16 protein-coding genes and 1 pseudogene are annotated in these 15,349 nt (G+C 70.9%); 9 read left to right on the forward strand and 8 right to left on the reverse strand.

All coding sequences use genetic code 11. The features are described from left to right. Positions 1–61 precede the first annotated feature (61 nt). Both K340_RS0113875 and K340_RS0113880 read right to left on the reverse strand, forming a co-directional pair. The gene (locus tag K340_RS0113875) at positions 62–1,108 is read right to left on the reverse strand and encodes a hypothetical protein (RefSeq protein ID WP_029137161.1); all 1,047 of its coding nucleotides are present in this window, start codon (positions 1,106–1,108) and stop codon (positions 62–64) included. 11 nt (positions 1,109–1,119) lie between these two features. Next, positions 1,120–2,355: an arginine deiminase gene (locus K340_RS0113880; protein ID WP_211229431.1), complete on the reverse strand. Its 1,236-nt coding sequence runs from the start codon at positions 2,353–2,355 to the stop codon at positions 1,120–1,122. A gap of 52 nt (positions 2,356–2,407) precedes the next feature. Here K340_RS0113880 and K340_RS30020 point away from each other — a divergent pair, with 52 nt between their 5' ends. Next, positions 2,408–3,211 (forward strand): NUDIX hydrolase, encoded by an 804-nt coding sequence (locus K340_RS30020; protein WP_051266273.1) that lies wholly within the window; start codon positions 2,408–2,410, stop codon positions 3,209–3,211. Here K340_RS30020 and K340_RS30025 read toward each other — a convergent pair. Together K340_RS30025 and tnpA are read right to left on the reverse strand one after the other, a co-directional pair. Continuing rightward, complete coding sequence (locus K340_RS30025; protein ID WP_051266275.1) at positions 3,150–4,274, reverse strand: aminotransferase class V-fold PLP-dependent enzyme; 1,125 nt, start codon at positions 4,272–4,274, stop codon at positions 3,150–3,152. The two genes, K340_RS30020 and K340_RS30025, sit on opposite strands and share 62 nt — an antisense overlap. 115 nt (positions 4,275–4,389) lie before the next feature. Further along, a pseudogene (tnpA, locus tag K340_RS37545) lies at positions 4,390–4,680 on the reverse strand (IS200/IS605 family transposase); the annotation flags it as partial. A gap of 48 nt (positions 4,681–4,728) precedes the next feature. On the opposite strand from tnpA, the gene K340_RS30030 reads away from it, so the two are divergent. The 4 genes from K340_RS30030 (at position 4,729) to K340_RS30035 (ending at position 9,366) form a co-directional block, all read left to right on the forward strand. After that, entirely contained in the window at positions 4,729–6,078 is a 1,350-nt protein-coding gene (locus tag K340_RS30030; RefSeq protein WP_211229432.1) for an RNA-guided endonuclease InsQ/TnpB family protein, read from the forward strand. Positions 6,079–6,226: 148 nt separating this feature from the next. Continuing rightward, positions 6,227–7,012, forward strand: a complete 786-nt coding sequence (locus K340_RS0113905; protein WP_029137163.1) for an MBL fold metallo-hydrolase — start codon at positions 6,227–6,229, stop codon at positions 7,010–7,012. Next, positions 7,012–7,881, forward strand: coding sequence for a putative RNA methyltransferase (locus K340_RS0113910; protein WP_211229433.1), 870 nt, complete (start codon positions 7,012–7,014; stop codon positions 7,879–7,881). Before K340_RS0113905 ends, K340_RS0113910 begins: the two co-directional genes overlap by 1 nt. 36 nt (positions 7,882–7,917) lie before the next feature. Then, the gene (locus K340_RS30035; RefSeq protein ID WP_051266278.1) at positions 7,918–9,366 is read left to right on the forward strand and encodes a glucose-6-phosphate dehydrogenase; all 1,449 of its coding nucleotides are present in this window, start codon (positions 7,918–7,920) and stop codon (positions 9,364–9,366) included. 25 nt (positions 9,367–9,391) lie between these two features. On the opposite strand, the gene K340_RS0113920 is transcribed toward K340_RS30035, so the two are convergent. From K340_RS0113920 to K340_RS0113930, 3 genes are all read right to left on the reverse strand, one after another. Beyond that, positions 9,392–10,624, reverse strand: coding sequence for an amidohydrolase (locus K340_RS0113920; protein WP_029137165.1), 1,233 nt, complete (start codon positions 10,622–10,624; stop codon positions 9,392–9,394). 26 nt (positions 10,625–10,650) lie between these two features. After that, the gene (locus K340_RS0113925) at positions 10,651–11,325 is read right to left on the reverse strand and encodes a Crp/Fnr family transcriptional regulator (RefSeq protein ID WP_029137166.1); all 675 of its coding nucleotides are present in this window, start codon (positions 11,323–11,325) and stop codon (positions 10,651–10,653) included. Between the two features lie 221 nt (positions 11,326–11,546). Further along, positions 11,547–11,804: a hypothetical protein gene (locus tag K340_RS0113930; RefSeq protein WP_029137167.1), complete on the reverse strand. Its 258-nt coding sequence runs from the start codon at positions 11,802–11,804 to the stop codon at positions 11,547–11,549. A gap of 116 nt (positions 11,805–11,920) precedes the next feature. On the opposite strand from K340_RS0113930, the gene nth reads away from it, so the two are divergent. The 4 genes from nth to K340_RS35930 are packed head-to-tail and all read left to right on the forward strand — an operon-like array spanning position 11,921 to position 14,793. Next, positions 11,921–12,700 (forward strand): endonuclease III, encoded by a 780-nt coding sequence (nth, locus tag K340_RS30040; protein ID WP_084614441.1) that lies wholly within the window; start codon positions 11,921–11,923, stop codon positions 12,698–12,700. Beyond that, positions 12,697–13,419 (forward strand): NUDIX hydrolase, encoded by a 723-nt coding sequence (locus K340_RS30045; protein ID WP_084614442.1) that lies wholly within the window; start codon positions 12,697–12,699, stop codon positions 13,417–13,419. The genes nth and K340_RS30045 overlap by 4 nt, the downstream gene beginning before the upstream one ends. After that, positions 13,416–14,603, forward strand: a complete 1,188-nt coding sequence (locus tag K340_RS0113945) for a MarP family serine protease (protein WP_029137168.1) — start codon at positions 13,416–13,418, stop codon at positions 14,601–14,603. Before K340_RS30045 ends, K340_RS0113945 begins: the two co-directional genes overlap by 4 nt. A gap of 31 nt (positions 14,604–14,634) precedes the next feature. Further along, positions 14,635–14,793, forward strand: coding sequence for a hypothetical protein (locus K340_RS35930; protein ID WP_154674259.1), 159 nt, complete (start codon positions 14,635–14,637; stop codon positions 14,791–14,793). Here K340_RS35930 and K340_RS30050 read toward each other — a convergent pair. Continuing rightward, on the reverse strand, positions 14,768–15,238 hold the full coding sequence (locus K340_RS30050) for a phage holin family protein (protein ID WP_051266281.1): 471 nt from the start codon (positions 15,236–15,238) through the stop codon (positions 14,768–14,770). The genes K340_RS35930 and K340_RS30050 overlap by 26 nt on opposite strands. Positions 15,239–15,349: the final 111 nt, after the last annotated feature.

Here is a 15,349-nt window from a genome sequence, read left to right on the forward strand (position 1 = left end):
GTGATCTGGCGAGCCGCTGGGGACGACTGCCCTGGGGAGGACCCGCCGGGGCGGCGGATTGTCAGCCGGAACGGGCGCGGTCGCGCAGGGAGGTGGGGGAGACGAAGGGCTGCAGAGGTCCGTCGTCACCGGACTCTTCCGCGTGCCTGGCCACCCCGGCCAGCAGGTCGGCGACCTGGACCCGGGGATCGTCCCGGGAGTCGACCGTCACCAGACCGGCCAACGGTGACATCGCCGGCCGCGTCGGCCGGCCCGGTTCCGTCCCGGCCGCCGGTCCGCGACTCTCCGCCAGCACCTGCTTCAGCCGCGTCAGCCGGTCGGGGGTGAGGGCGCTCTGCTCGTCGTGGATCACCACTACCGACCGGTGCCCAGCACTCCAGAACATGACCGTCTCGGCCAACGCCGGCAGCACCGGCTCCAACGGTGGCGGGATCGACCGGTCGTCGTGGGTCATCCGGGACACGACGGCCAATACCCGGCCGGGGAGCAGCTCCTCAAGGACACCCGCGGCCGGCGGCCCGATGCCGCCGGCGAGCAGCGCGTCCCGCGCCTGGAAGAACCGGTCAAGGGCCCGGCGATCCGGCTCCCGCCGTCGTTTGGTCCGGACCAGCTCGACAAAGGTCGCCAGGAAGGTATTCCAGTCGGGACCGGCCGAGCCCCGGGCCCGGTACAGCGCGAGTGCGGCCGGACGCTGCTGCTGGGTGAGCCGGGTGCCGGAGGCGTAGGTCGGCTCGGCCATGAACAGGTCGACGATCCGGGTGACGAGGTAGTACTCCTTCTCGACGACGTGAACGTGTGCCCGGCCGGACAGCGCCGTCAGCAGCATCGCGAGCACCTGGTCCGCCCTTCGGCCGCGAAGGAGTTGCCGGGACTTGAGTTCGCCCGGTGCGCTCCGCAGGGCGGACCGTACCGCGGCGATCAGTTCGGCAGCCTCGTCCACCCGCAGATCGACGCTCGCGTGGGTGATCACCGGGATCGACGGATCCAGCAGGTTTCGCCCCGAGAACCCGGATTCGTCACAGGCGATCTCCACCACCTCGCCGGTCCCGACGTCCACCGGCGGCAATCCGCCCTGCGGAGGCAGCCGCACCTCCGAACGCTCGCCCATGCCGGTGGCCGTCAGCCGGGGTCGCGCTTAATCGGGCAGGACATGCACCGGGGGCCGCCGCGGCCGCTGCCGAGTTCGGATCCGGCGATCCGGATCACCTCGATGCCGGCCCGTTCCAACGCCGCGTTGGTGACCAGGTTCCGCTCGTAGGCCACCGCGACCCGGGGCGCGATGCACAGGGTGTTGTTGCCGTCATCCCACTGTTCGCGTTCGGCCGTCACCGGATCCAGGCCGGTGGAAATGGTGCGCATCTTCTCGATCCCCAGCGCCGCGGCGGCCGCGGGCAGGAACGGTTCGCGCCGGCTCACCCGCAGCTGGGTCTGGGCGCCGTCGGGTGCTGTCACGGTGAAGGCGGTGAGGGTGTCGGCGACGTTCGGATAGATGATCATCGCGTCGACGTCGACCATCGTGCAGACGGTGTCCAGGTGCATGGTGGCACGGTCCTGGGCGATCGGCACCACCAACACCGTGTGCGCCAAGCCGGCCTCGAACATGTTGCGGGACAGCCGCTCGGCCCCGGCCGGGGCGGTCCGCTCGCCGACCCCGATGGCGACGACGCCCGGGCCGAGCAACAGCACGTCGCCACCTTCCAGCGGCTCGAGATCGTCGTTGTACAGGTGCTCGGTGCCGGCGTACTCCGGGTGATGGCTCCAGATGGCATGGGTCAAGGTCGATTCCCGGTGCCGGGCCGGCATGGTCATCGAGGTGACGGCCACCCGATCGCGGACCCAGACCGAAGAGTCCCTGGTGAACAACACGTTCGGCAGCGGCGGCACCACGAAGTCCTGGTCGGCCATCAACGCGAAGGCCAGCCCGGCCCCGTCGGCGAGCTCGGTCCGGGAGATACCGGTGATCAGCGCCGACGTCAGCTCGGCCGGCGACAGCGTTTCCAGGTGGGCGCCGACGATGTCGCCGAGATCGGTGCCCAGCTGCGGATCGGTGAGCACCTCGGCGATGGTCAGTTTCCGGGCGTCCGGGGACTCCAACGCCTCGGTGAGCAGGTCGGTGAGGTAATGGACGGTGACGCCGCGGGTCCGCAATGCCTCGGCGAACGCGTCGTGCTCGTCCTGTGCCCGGCTCACCCACGGCACCCCGTCGAACAGCAGCCGGTCGTTGTTGCGGGGCGTCAGCCGGGACAGTTCGGCGCCGGGCCGGTGCAGCATGACGGTGCGCAGCCGGCCGACCTCGCTGTCGACGTAGCCCGCGCTGCCGGCCCGTATTGACGGTGTGCTGGCGTCGGTCGTCACGTCCCGACCATAGCCGCGGCCGGGTCGACCTGCTGCCGCGTACGGTGATCGCATGTCAGCCGACCCGCGCCCGCCCGATCCGGCGGTGCGGATCCGGCCGGCCGCGACGGTGATGCTGCTCCGCGACGGAGCCGCCGGCCCCGAGGTCTTCGTGTTGCAGCGGGTGGCGTCGATGGCGTTCGCGGGTGGGATGACGGCCTTCCCCGGCGGTGGGGTCGACGATCGCGACCAGGTGACGCCGGACTGGGCCGGCCCGGCACCGGACTGGTGGGCCGACCGGTTCGCGGCCGACTCCGTACTGGCGGCGGCGGTGGTGACGGCCGCGGTCCGCGAGCTGTTCGAGGAGACCGGGGTGCTGCTCGCCGATCTGCCGCCGGGATCGGCGGCCACCGACCCGGCCGTCCGCGAGGACCTCCGGCGCGGGATCGTCGGCCACCGGACCGGGATCGAGGCCCTGGGCGCCACGATCCGGGCCGATCTGCTGCGGCCCTGGGCCCGCTGGGTGACGCCGCCCGGTCAGCCCCGCCGCTACGACACCTTCTTCCTGGCCGCCGTCGCGCCGGCCGGCGCGGAGCCGCAGTTGCTGACCACCGAGGCCGAGATCGGCCGCTGGGTCCGGCCGCAGGACGCGTTGGATGCCGGCCGGAAAGGCGAGATCGCCCTGATGCCCCCGACGGTGGCGATGCTCTCCGACCTGGCCGCCCTGCCATCCGCGACCGACCTGCTGCAGATCGACCGCCGGGTGCATCCCGCCTCGCCGCGGGTGATCTCGGCCGAGGGGGAGTCGGTGGTGGTCAGGTTCGGCGACCACGAGTTCGGCGCTCTCGGGATGCCGGTACCGCCGATGACAAGCTGATCCAGCCGCTCAACGCTCCGACGGCGGCTGCCACATCGTCAGCGGAGTTGTTGAGGTGGAACGACAATCGCAGCTTGCCGGCTCGCATGGCCCCGGTAACGCGGGCATCGGCGACCCGCTGCTCCGCCCCGGGCTGCAGGTCCAGACTGACGATCGCCGACTCGCCCGGCGGCAGACCGACGCCGGCGCGGAACGCGTTGGCCAGGCCCACCGCATGCTCGTGCAGGGCCGCGGATCCGATGTCCGCCAACAACTCCAGGGACGGGGCCGCGCCGACCCAGCTGTGCCAGGCGGGAGAGATGTCGTAGCGGCGGGCCGAGGAGGCCAGCCGGAGCGGGCTGCCGTAGATCGACGACCAGCGTTCCTCGCCGGCGTACCAGCCGGCAGCCACCGGCACGATCCGGTCCATCAGCTCCGGCCGGATGGTCATGAACGCCGTCCCGCGCGGCGCCAGCAGCCACTTGTAGCCGCTGGTCACCGTGACGTCGAAGTCGTTGGTCCGCAGCGGGTACCAGCCCAGCGACTGGGTGGTGTCGATCAACGACAGACTGTCGTTGGCCGCGCAGGCCGCCGCGATCCCGGGCAGGTCGGCGATCGCCCCGTCCGCCGACTGCACCGCGGAGACGGCCACCAGGGTGGTGGTCGGTGTGACCGCCCCGGCCAGTTCGGGCAGCGGCACCTCACGCACGGTGAACCGCCGGTGCGACTGCCGTTGCTGCGCCAGGAACGGGAAGGTCACCGAGGTGAAATCGCCGGTGGCGGTGAGGATCTCGGCGCCGTCCGGCAGCGAAGCCGCAATCGTGCCGACGAACACCGACGCCTGATTGCCGATCGCCACCCGCTGCACGTCGACCCCGGCCAGCCGGGCGTAGTGCCCGCGCGCCGACTCCACCCACTCGTCGTAGTCGGGTCCCTGCGCGGTGCCGGCCCGGAACTTCGACCAGGAACCCTGCAACGCCTCCCAGGACGGATCCGGCGGCAGGCCGGCGGTGGCCGTGTTCAGGTACACCCCGTCCGGGTGGAAGAGCTGCTGCGCCTGCGCCACCGTCCGCACGTCTGCCATCAACGCAGGGTACGTGGCGGGCCCGGAACGGCCGGCGCTACCTCGGGGCCAGGTGGGAGGGCGTTGTCCTTCGGGGCGGCGGTGGATCACCGTTTAGGCCCACGCAGGCTTGCTGGGGCGGGTTCTGGTTGTCGATGTAGGTGCGAAGGGCGTCCAGTGGTGCGCCGCCGGCAGCGCCGGCGAAGTAGGAGCCGGACCAGAGTTTGTTGGCGGTTGTGGCGCCGGGCCAGGCCAGGGGACTCTTGCGCATCAGCCGGCTGGACACACCTTTGAGGGAGTTCACCAGTCGGGCCAGGGCGACCTTCGGCGGGAAGTTGATCAGCGGGTGTACGTGTTCGCCTTCGCCATTGAACTCGACGAGTTCGCAGTCGAAGTCGGCGCGCAGTTCCCGTATCGGTGCTTCGAGTCAGGTCGGGGCGGGTTCGGTGTCGGTGGCTGAAAATATGCTCGGGGGGTGGAATCGACCGTGTTGCGCTATCGGTATCGGGCCTATCCCGATGCCAAGCAGCGGCACGCCCTGAGCCGGCTGTTCGGGTGTGTGCGGGTCGCCGCCAACGACGCCATCGCAGCCCGGCGGGCCGCCTATCGGGCGGGCCAGCCGTACCTGAAATACTCGGAACTGAGCGCCGCCCTCACTCGATCGAAGACAACACCAGAACGCGCATACCTGTCCGAGGTCAGCGCGGTGCCGTTGCAGCAGGCCATCGCCGACGTTGATCGCGGATACCGCAACTTCTTCGCCGGCCTGACGGGCGAACGCCAGGGGCCGAAGATGGGGCCGCCGAAGTTCCGATCCCGACACGACTCACGCCAGTCCGCGTGCTTCACCCGCAACGCCAGGTTCGCCGTCTCCCGAACCGGGGACCGGGAAGCTGTCGTGCGCCTGCCGAAGATCGGCCCCGTCAAGCTTGTGATGTCCCGGCCGCTGCCATCTACCCCGGCCAGCGTGACCGTCATCCGCGAGGCCGATGGGCGCACCTACGTCTCATTCGTCGTCGAGGTCACCGAGGACGCGGCGCCGGCCGCGGGACGGGTGTGCGGCATCGACCCAGGGCTGTCCAGTTTCGCCACCATTGTGACCAGCGACACCGCCACCGGCCAGGAGGCCATCGCCCGGATCGACACCCCGAAGTTCCTGCGCAGCAAGGCCCGTGCCCTGGCTCGGTCCCAGCGCGCGCTGTCTCGTAAGGAGAAGGGTTCGAAGAACCGCGGCAAGGCCAAGCAACGGGTCGCCGTCCTGCACCGCAAGGTCAGGCAAACCCGCCTGGATCATGCCCACCGGCAGGCGGCGAAGATCATCGCCGGCCACGACGTGATCGCCGTCGAGGACCTGAACATCACGGGGATGGCCAGATCGAATCTGGCCAGGTCCGTTCACGACCAGGCGATGGGCCAGTTCCTGCGGCTGATCACCGAGAAGGCCACCCGACAGGGCCGGACCGTGGTGAAGGTCGGCCGGTACTACCCCTCCACCCAGACTTGCTCGTCCTGCCGGCAGATCACCGGCCCCAAAGGTCGAGGAGAACTCCGGGTCCGTCACTGGACCTGTGTCGAATGCGGTGTCGCTCACGACCGTGATGTGAATGCCGCCCGCAACATCCTCACCGAGGGATTGCGTCTACTCGCATCCGCGAGCACTCAACCGACGACGCCGGTGGACAGCCGGAGTCTAAAAACGCCTGCCGCTCACGCGGACGGCCCTCCGGGGCTGTTGGAGACGGGAGAAGACCAGCTGACAACGCTGGCATCTGTCGATGAAGCAGGAAGAACCACGGGAGACCGGGACGACGGAGTGGCAGCATGACAACCAACCCGACTACCGGCCGAGTGGCTCTCGAATCCCCGTCCGTCAAGGCGGGGAGGTGTCAACGTGGCATCGACCGCCGAACCGGGCCGAGCCCGAACCCGGCCGAGACCGCACCGCGGAGAGATCAGCACCGAGGAGAGATCAGATGGCATTGCCGCCGGTTCCCCCGACCGCGACCACCGAGTTGACCCGCACCGTGCTGGCGCCCAATCCCGGCCCGATGACGCTGGAGGGCACCAACTCCTACGTGATCGGCCGGCGGGGCGCCGGTGCGGTGATCGTCGATCCCGGTCCGGCCGACGAACGTCATCTGTCGGCGCTCGGTGCGGCCCGCGACGTGCAGCTGATCCTGATCACCCACCGGCACCCCGACCACACCGAGGGGGCCGCCCGGCTGCACGAGCTGACCGGCGCACCGGTGCGGGCCGCCGACCCGGTGCACTGCCACGGCGGCGGCACACCACTGGCCGGCCCGGAACGGATTGAGTCCGCCGGGGTGGTGATCGAGGCGGTGCCGACCCCCGGCCACACCGACGACTCGGTCAGCTTCCTGCTGCCGGACGACGGCCCGGGCGGCAGCATGCTGACCGGCGACACCATCCTGGGCCGGGGCACCACGGTGATCGCGCATCCGGACGGCAGCGTGGCCGACTACCTGCGATCGCTGGATCGACTGCAGGGCTACGGCGCCGCCAGGGTGCTGCCCGCGCACGGCCCGCAGTTGGCGAGCCTGGAACAGACCTGTCGGGAGTACCGGGACCACCGGCTGCTGCGCCTCGAACAGATCCGCGAGGTGCTGCGCCGGCTCGGCGCCGATGCGACCATCGACCAGGTGGTCGACGCGGTGTATACAGACACGCCGGCGCAGGTGCGCTTCGCGGCGATGAAATCCGTTGCCGCGCAACTGGAATACCTGCGGAACCAACAGTAGTGACCGAGCCAGGGGCGCTCGGGCCGGCGCTGCCGCTACTGGCGTGCCCGCACTGCGGCGCGGCCCTCGCCGGTGTCGACCCCGGCACCGTCGGCTGCCCACAGGGACACCGGTTCGACCTGGCCAGGCAGGGCTACCTGCCGCTGCTCGGCGGCCGGTCGCGGACCGACACCGGCGACGACGCCGCGATGGTGGCGGCCAGGGCAGAGTTCCTCGGCGGCGGGCACTACGCGGCGATCGCCGAGGCCGTCCGCGACGCGGTCCGGCGCGACCGGACACCGGAGCGGCCCGGCGCAGTGCTGGAGATCGGCGCCGGAACCGCGTACTACCTGGCCCACACCGAACCGCAGGTCGGCATCGCGCTGGATTCGTCCAGGTATGCCGCCCGCCGGGCGGCCAAGGCGCACCCGCGCGTGGCGTCGGTGCTGGCCGACGCCTGGGCGCCGCTGCCGATCCGCTCGCGGGCGATCGACACCCTGCTGGTGATCTTCGCCCCACGCGACGTCGCGGAGCTAGCCCGGGTGCTGCGACCTGGCGGGATCGCCGTCGTCGTCACCCCCGAGCCCGGCCACCTGGCCGAGATCCGCGGCCCGCTGGGAATGCTGGACATCGACGCCGGCAAGGCGGCGTCGGTGGCCGTCGGTTGGCGGCCCGGTTTCGAGCTGGTCGCCGCCACCGCGGTGACGGCGCAGCTGCGGCTCTCACCCGCCGACCTGCGTGCCCTGGTCGCGATGGGCCCGACCGCCCGGCATCGGTCCGCCGAGCAGATCGCCGCCGCAGTGGCGGCCCTGCCGGAACCCACGGTGGTGACCATGTCGGTGACCGTCAGCCGGTTGCGCCGGAACGCCGAGCACCTCGGACCGGCCTGACCTGCGCCCGGCCGCCGCGGCTGGCAGGCTGAACGGATGGCACAGCGCAGCGTGAAGAAGACCACCGGCCGCGGCACCGCGTCGTCGGGTCCCCGCGGCGGCGACCGGCAGACCCTGCTGATCCTCGGCGCCAGTGGCGACCTCACCGGCCGGCTACTGCTGCCCGGGGTGGGCGGGCTGCTGGCCTGCGACCGCGGCAGGGACCTGCTGCTGCTCGGCAGCGGGATGGAGCCCTGGACCCAGGCGAAGTGGCACAAGCGGGTCACCGACGCCTTCGCCACCCAGCACGCCAAGGGCGCCCTGGTGACCAAGGCGCTCGCCGACACCAGCTACACGCAGGCCGACGTGACGGATCCCGAGCAGCTGAAGATGTTGCTGGACAAGGCGGTCGGCCCGGTGTCCATCTTCTTCGCACTGCCCCCGGCGGTGACGGCGCTGGCCTGCCAGGCGCTGACGAAGGTCGACCTACCTCGGGACACCCGGCTGGTGATGGAGAAGCCGTTCGGCACCGACGCGGCCAGCGCCGCCAAGCTGAACGAGCTGGTGCTGCGGCTGGTGCCGGAGGAGAACGTCTTCCGGATCGACCACTTCCTCGGCAAGTCGACGGTGTTGAACCTGCTCGGTTTCCGGTTCGCCAACCGGCTGTTCGAACCGGTGTTGAACAACCTGCACGTGGCGAAGATGGAGATCGTCTTCGACGAGGACCTCGGCCTGGAGAGCAGGGCCGGCTACTACGACGGCGCCGGCGCGCTGGTCGACATGATCCAGTCGCACCTGCTGCAGATCATGACCCTGCTGACGATGGAGGCGCCGCCGACGCTGACGGCCGGGGACCTGCGGGACCGGAAGGCGGAGATCCTGCGGGCCACCAGGGTGTGGGCCGACGACCCGGTCGGCTCCAGCCGCCGCGCCCGGTACACCGCCGGCCGGATCGGCCGGCGAAAACTCGCCGGCTACGCCGCCTCGCCGGGCGTCGACCCGGCCCGCAAGACCGAGACGCTCGCCGAGATGACGGTGGAGGTCAACACCTGGCGCTGGGCGGGCGTGCCGATCACCCTGCGCAGCGGCAAGGCACTCAGCACCAGGCGCAAGGAGGCGGTCATCACCTTCAAGCCGGCCCCGCGGCTGCCCGACGGATTCCACGGCTCACCGCAACCGGAGCGCCTGCACATCGGGTTCGGTCCGGATCAGATGCGGCTGCAGATCAACGTCAACGGCCCCGGCGACCCGATGGAGCTCGACCCGCACGAGATGGTCGTCGACTTCGGGCCCGGCGAGCTCTCGGCCTACGGCGAGGTGCTCGCCGGGGTGCTGGACAACGATCCCGGGCTGGCCGTCCGCGGCGACTCGGCGGTCGACTGCTGGCGGGTGGTCGCGCCGGTGCTCAGGGCCTGGAAGGCCGACAAGGTGCCGCTGGACAGCTACCCGGCCGGCAGCACCGGTCCGCGCAAATGGAAGGAGACGGGCGGCGACCCGCAGGCCTGAACCGCGCTGCCGGGCGCCGAGGTGTTCAGCCGGCCGGCAGCAGCTCGAGCCGGTCGGCGACCACCGTGCCCGCCCTGATCACCGTCCGGTCGGTGCCCCGATCCATCAAAGCTGCCGTCACCGAGTCGCCCGGCACCAGCACCAGGTCCGCCGGGTCGCCGATCGTCAGCCCGGGGCGGTCCGCGATCGAGGTGACCCGCGGGGCCGACGGATCGATCACCGACCGGCCGCCGACGGTGGCCACCGCGACGCAGTACTCGATCAGCTCGTCCGGCCGGAAGCCCTGGGTGAACGCGAGCTGCCAGGTCCGGTCCAGCAGGTCGGCGTTGCCGTACGGCGACCAGTAGTCGCGCATCCCGTCCTGGCCGAGCCCGACCCGTACCCCCGCCTCGGTGAGCCGGCGGATCGGCAGTACCCCGCTGCCGGACGGCGCGACCGTGGCCACCGAGATGTCCTGCGCGGCCAGCAGTTCGATCAATGCGCCGACGGTGGCGTCGTCGTTGCTGGTGCCCAGCGCGAAGGCGTGCGAGAGCGTCACCCGGCCCTGCATACCCAGCGCGGCGGTGCGCTCGGCGATCAGCTCGATGGTGAACGCGCCGAGCGTGCCCCGTTCGTGCAGATGGATGTCGACCGGCACCTGGTACTTCTCGGCCAGCCCGAAGACCACATCCAGGTGCCGGACCGGATCCCGGTCGAGGCCGCACGGATCCAGCCCACCGATCACGTCGGCGCCGGATCGCAGTGCCTGCTTGAGCAGCGCCGGCACTCCCGGCTCGAGCAGGATGCCGGCCTGCGGGAATGCCATCACCGTGACCTCGGCCCGATCCCGGTGCTGCTGCTTCGCGGCCAGCACCGCCTCCAGCCGCTCCAGCCCGCAGTCGGCGTCGACCTGCGCGTAGGACCGGAACCGGGTGCCGCCGCGGGCGATCGCCAGGCCGAGCGCGGTGCCCGTCCGTTCGGCCATCGAAGTCTCCGCTGCCCGCCAGTTCGCGCGATCGTTGTCGATCAGCTGGCGCAGGGAGGCCGGCGCGTCGGCGGTGCCGGCGGTGTGCGGCCGGAACGGCAGGCCGAGTCGATTCGAATCCAGGTGAATGTGGGCGTCGGAGAACGAGGGCAGCAGGATCCGGTCTCGACCCTCGACCACGTCGACGTTCCTGGCTCCGGCCGAGGAACTCGGCGCAATCGCGGAGATCAGCCCGTCGGTGACGGTGATGTCGCTCGGGTCGCCGCCCCAGGGGCGGGCATCGCGGATCAGCATGACCTGCGGTTCGTCAGCAACGGTCGTCAGCGGGCGCGGCGGGACAGCCGTTCGGGATCGAGAATGACGACGGACTTGCCCTCCAGCCGCAGCCAGCCGCGGTGGCCGAAGTCGGCCAGCGCCTTGTTGACGGTCTCCCGCGACGCACCGACCAGCTGGGCCAGCTCTTCCTGGGTGAGGTCGTGCGTCACCCGAAGTTCGCCCTGCTCCTGCTGGCCGAACTGGCGGGCCAGCTGCAGCAGCGCCTTGGCCACCCGGCCGGGCACGTCGGTGAAGATCAGGTCGGCCAGGTTGTTGTTGGTCCGGCGCAGTCGACGCGCCAGCACCCGCAGCAGCTGCTCGGCGATCTCCGGCCGGCGGGAGATCCACTCGCGCAGATTCGCCCGGTCCATGGTGGCCAGCCGGACATCTGTGACGGCGGTCGCCGTCGAGGTGCGGGGACCAGGGTCGAACACGCTCAGCTCGCCGAACATGTCGGACGTGCCCATCACCGCGAGCAGGTTCTCCCGGCCGTCGGGGGAGTGCCGGCCGAGCTTCACCTTGCCGGACAGGATCACGTAGAGCCGGTCGCTCAACTCGCCCTCGGTGAAGATCGCACTGCCCCGCGGATACTCCACCGTCTCGAGCTGCGAGCCGAGGGCGAGCGCCGCATCCGGGTCGACACCCTGGAAGATGCCGGCCTTGGCGAGGTTCTCCTCCACCTGGTCCTCCTGTAGTTCGGCCGCATGGCCGTTCGAGCTGATCCGCCGTGACCCGACGGACCCCGGAGCGGTGCCTGGCGGCGACAGCTCCGAGGTGTGGGTCACAGTCTAGGCAAACCCGCCGGTCGTGCTTGCCGTTGGGCGCGCAGAATCGCGCGACGAACCTGCAACAGGCGGTGCTCCGGTCCCGGTCGAGCCGGAATGCGCCCGGGATATCCGGATCAGTGCTGCGGCTCGGCCGGAACCGGGTCCGCATGCTGCGTCGGCCGCGGCCGACGGCGCAGCCGGAACAGCGACAACGCCCTGGTCCAGCCCTCGCGGATGAACGTGTTCACCTCGTCCGGCTGGGCCGACTCCAGGAACTCCTCGACCTCGTCCTCGGTCATGGTGGCCGTCCGCAGCCGGTGCTCGACGCGTTCCATCAGCAGCGCGAAGATCATCAGCAGCAGTGGGATCAGTAACACCAGGAAGACGGTCATAGCGACCTCATTGTGCACCGTCGGAGCCGCCGCAGCTGACAAGGGGCGGTCGTGGGCGCGTGCAGTCCGGGTCAACCCGTGGGGGCGGCTCAGGCGGCTGTGGCAACCTAGCTGGCATGGCAGGAACAGCAACCCGGCGGACGCCGATCAAGAAGGCGACGGCGCCGGCGACGCCGCTGGCCAGGACCCGGCGGGCTCGCCGGATCGCCGCGGAGCTGGCGGTCGAGTTTCCCGAGGCGCCCTGTGAACTCGACTTCGGCACGCCACTGGAGTTGGCGGTCGCCACCGTGCTGTCCGCCCAGAGCACCGACGCCAGGGTCAATCTGGTGACCCCGGCGCTGTTCGCCCGGTACCCGGATGCCGCCGCCTACGCGGGCGCCGACCGGGCGGAGCTGGAGACCCTGATCAAGTCGACCGGGTTCTTCCGCAACAAGACGACAGCGGTGATCGGGTTGGGGCAGGCAGTGGTCGAGCGCTTCGGCGGGGTGCTCCCGGACACCCTCGAGGACCTGGTGACGCTCCCCGGGATCGGCCGGAAGACGGCGAACGTGGTGCTGGGCAATGCTTTCGGCAAGCCCGGCATCACCGTCGACACCCACCTGGGCCGGCTGGCCCGACGGTGGGGGCTGACGGAGCACACCGACCCGGTGAAGGTGGAGGCCGAGCTGGCCGAACAGTTGCCGAAGGCCGAGTGGACCCCGTTCTCGAACCGGGCGATCTACCACGGTCGCCGGGTCTGCCATGCCAAGAAGCCGGCCTGCGGTGCCTGCTACCTGGCATCGCTGTGCCCGTCCTACGGCACCGGGCCCACCGAACCGGCGGCGGCCGCTGCGCTGGTGGTCGGCGCCGAGCGCCCCAGGCTGCTCAAGCTGGTCGGCTTGGACGGTCTCGGGTGACCGATCCTGCGGGGCCGGCCGGGATCGAGCTGCCCGGTGCGGACACCGCACCGTCGTGGCTGCACCCGCTGATCGAGGCGGTGACGCACCGGCCGTTCCCGCCGCCGCTGTCAGGCCTGGTCGCGGCGAAAGACGACGGCCGGTCCAGTGCCGTGCTGATTCTGCTCTCCGATGGGGCTGACGGATCCGGGCCCGACGTGTTGTTGACCGAGCGGGCGGCCGGCCTGCGCGCGCACGGCGGCCAGCCCGCGTTTCCCGGTGGGCACGCCGAGCCGGGGGAGGATCCGGTGGCCACCGCGCTGCGCGAGGCGACCGAGGAGACGGGCCTCGACCCGGCGTCGGTGCTGCCTTTGCTGCAGGTCACCGAATTGCATCTGGGGTTCTCCGGGAATCGGGTGGTGCCGGTGATCGGCTACTGGCGTACCCCTGGTCCGATCGCCGTGGTCGACCCGGCGGAGACCAGCGCCGTGGCCAGGATCCCGATCGCCACTCTCATCGACCCGCACCGCCGCGGGTCCGTGACGCTGTCGAGCGGTGCGAGGGGGCCGGCGTTCGAGGTGGATTCCATGGTGGTCTGGGGGTTCACCGGCATCCTGCTCGACGCGGTGCTCGAGTTCGGCGGCTGGAGCCGGCCGTGGACACCGGGCCGCGACCTGACATTGCCGCCGCACGATGCGGCCGCATCGGCGCTCGAGTCGCTACGGAATGCCGACCGATGACCTTCGTCGACGCGATCATCATCGTGCTCCTGATCTGGGCGGCGGTCTCCGGCCTGCGCCAGGGTCTGATCGTCGCCGGGCTGTCGCTGGTCGGCGCCGTCGCCGGCGCGATCATCGCGCTCCGGCTGGCCCCGTTGCTGATGGACCAGCTGGTCGACTCCGGCGCCAAGGTCGCCATCGGAGTGGCCTGCGCGGTGGTCGGGGTCGGTCTCGGCGAACTCGGCGGCTCCTGGCTGGGCCGGTCGCTGTCCCGCCGGGTGACCTGGCAACCGGCGGTGGTGGTGGACCGGGTCCTCGGCTTCGTCGGACACACCCTGGCCGTGCTGCTGGTGACCTGGATGATCGCGGTACCGCTGGGCGCGGCGCCGATCCCGTGGTTGTCGTCGGCGGTGCGCTCGTCGATGCTGCTGAACAAGATCGACGCGGCGATGCCGAGCCAGGCGCAGCAGATCTCGTCGGCGCTGGGCGCCGCGCTGAGTGACTCGGGGCTGCCGACCATCCTGGCACCGCTCGGTCGCACCCCGACCGACAACGTGCCGGCGCCGGACTCGGCACTGGCCGGCAACGCCGCAGTGCAGGCGGCCCGCGGATCGATCCTCAAGGTGATGGCCGACGCGCCGCAGTGCAGCCGCGGCATGGAAGGCACCGGGTTCGTGATCGCCGACGACCGGGTGCTGACCAACGCCCACGTGGTCGCCGGTTCGGCCACCGCGAAGATCCAGTCGGGCAACGGGTGGCTGCCGGCGCAGGTGGTGCTCTACGACCCGGAGACCGACCTGGCCGTACTGCAGGTTCCCGGATTGGGCCTACCGGCGCTGCCCTTCGACCCGGCGCCGGTGGAGATCGGGTCGGACGCGATCGTCGCTGGTTACCCGCTGAACGGACCGTTCTCCGTGGAGCCGGCCAGGATCGCCACCCGCTTCCAGCTGCGCGGACCGGACATCTACGGCGCCAGCACGGTGCAGCGCGAGGTGTACACGTTGCGCGCCGTGGTGCAGCCGGGCAACTCCGGCGGCCCGTTGTTGAACCCGGACGGGACCGTGATCGGAGTGGTCTTCGGCACCGCGCCGGACGTGGCCGGTATCGGCTACGCGCTCACCGGCGAGCAGGTCCGGCAGGTGCTGGAGGCGGGCAAGACCGATGCGACGGCGGAGCCCACCGGAGCCTGCGTCCCGCACGGCTGACGGGTCGGACCGCTCGGCGTATCGTGAATAGATGACGACTGCGCTGCTGGTCCTGCTGCTGATCGCCGTCGTCCTCGGCGGCTGCGGCGTCGCACTGGTATTGCGTCATCGCACCCATCTGCGCCGGGCGGCGGCCGCCCATAAAGCCGCGGCGGACAGACAGCTCAGGCTGCGCCGTCGTGCTGCTTGACCGCCTCGGTCAGTGACTGTTTCGTCTGATCGAGGCTGGCGATCGTCCGTTCCGGCTTCTTGACCTTCTTGACCTTCTTGATGCCGAGGAACACGCACGCACCCGCCATCAGCAGCATCACCACGAACACGATGACGAAGGCGAGCCAACGCGGCAGCCAGATGTCCAGGATCTCGCCGACCATCAGCCAGAAGAAGAACAACGAGAACAGCCCGATGGCGCCGGCGGCCACGAAGAACACCCCACCGATCGCGCCCTGCTTCACGGACTGGGTGATCTCGGTCTTTGCCAGCTCGATCTCGGCCCTGACCAGGGTCGACATCTGCGTCGACGCGTCCTTGACCAGGGTGCCGATCGACGCCGTCCGGTCCACGTCACGCTCCGCGACCAGCGGGATGTCGTGGCGCTTGGACAGGTCAGGGTGCGGGGTGCCGGGAGTTGCCACGGTCCCTCCTTCGGTCTTCGATGGCGAGCGGCACGATCGGTCGGCCGCGACTCATGGTGCCACGAGCACCGGCCGGCTGCTGATCCGGCCGGTCGAACGCGCGGCCGGTGG

The organism is Nakamurella lactea DSM 19367 (genome assembly GCF_000426645.1).
GTDB classification, from domain to species: Bacteria; Actinomycetota; Actinomycetes; order Mycobacteriales; family Nakamurellaceae; genus Nakamurella; species Nakamurella lactea.

What these genes read in the sequence shown, in the direction of transcription:
- K340_RS0113875 (WP_029137161.1), bottom strand. Translation starts at nt 1,108, where the DNA reads ATGGGCGAGCGTTCGGAGGTGCGGCTGCCTCCGCAGGGCGGATTGCCG.
- K340_RS30020 (WP_051266273.1), top strand. Translation starts at nt 2,408, where the DNA reads ATGTCAGCCGACCCGCGCCCGCCCGATCCGGCGGTGCGGATCCGGCCG.
- K340_RS30025 (WP_051266275.1), bottom strand. Translation starts at nt 4,274, where the DNA reads ATGGCAGACGTGCGGACGGTGGCGCAGGCGCAGCAGCTCTTCCACCCG.
- K340_RS0113905 (WP_029137163.1), top strand. Translation starts at nt 6,227, where the DNA reads ATGGCATTGCCGCCGGTTCCCCCGACCGCGACCACCGAGTTGACCCGC.
- K340_RS30035 (WP_051266278.1), top strand. Translation starts at nt 7,918, where the DNA reads ATGGCACAGCGCAGCGTGAAGAAGACCACCGGCCGCGGCACCGCGTCG.
- K340_RS0113920 (WP_029137165.1), bottom strand. Translation starts at nt 10,624, where the DNA reads ATGCTGATCCGCGATGCCCGCCCCTGGGGCGGCGACCCGAGCGACATC.
- K340_RS0113930 (WP_029137167.1), bottom strand. Translation starts at nt 11,804, where the DNA reads ATGACCGTCTTCCTGGTGTTACTGATCCCACTGCTGCTGATGATCTTC.
- nth (WP_084614441.1), top strand. Translation starts at nt 11,921, where the DNA reads ATGGCAGGAACAGCAACCCGGCGGACGCCGATCAAGAAGGCGACGGCG.
- K340_RS0113945 (WP_029137168.1), top strand. Translation starts at nt 13,416, where the DNA reads ATGACCTTCGTCGACGCGATCATCATCGTGCTCCTGATCTGGGCGGCG.
- K340_RS35930 (WP_154674259.1), top strand. Translation starts at nt 14,635, where the DNA reads ATGACGACTGCGCTGCTGGTCCTGCTGCTGATCGCCGTCGTCCTCGGC.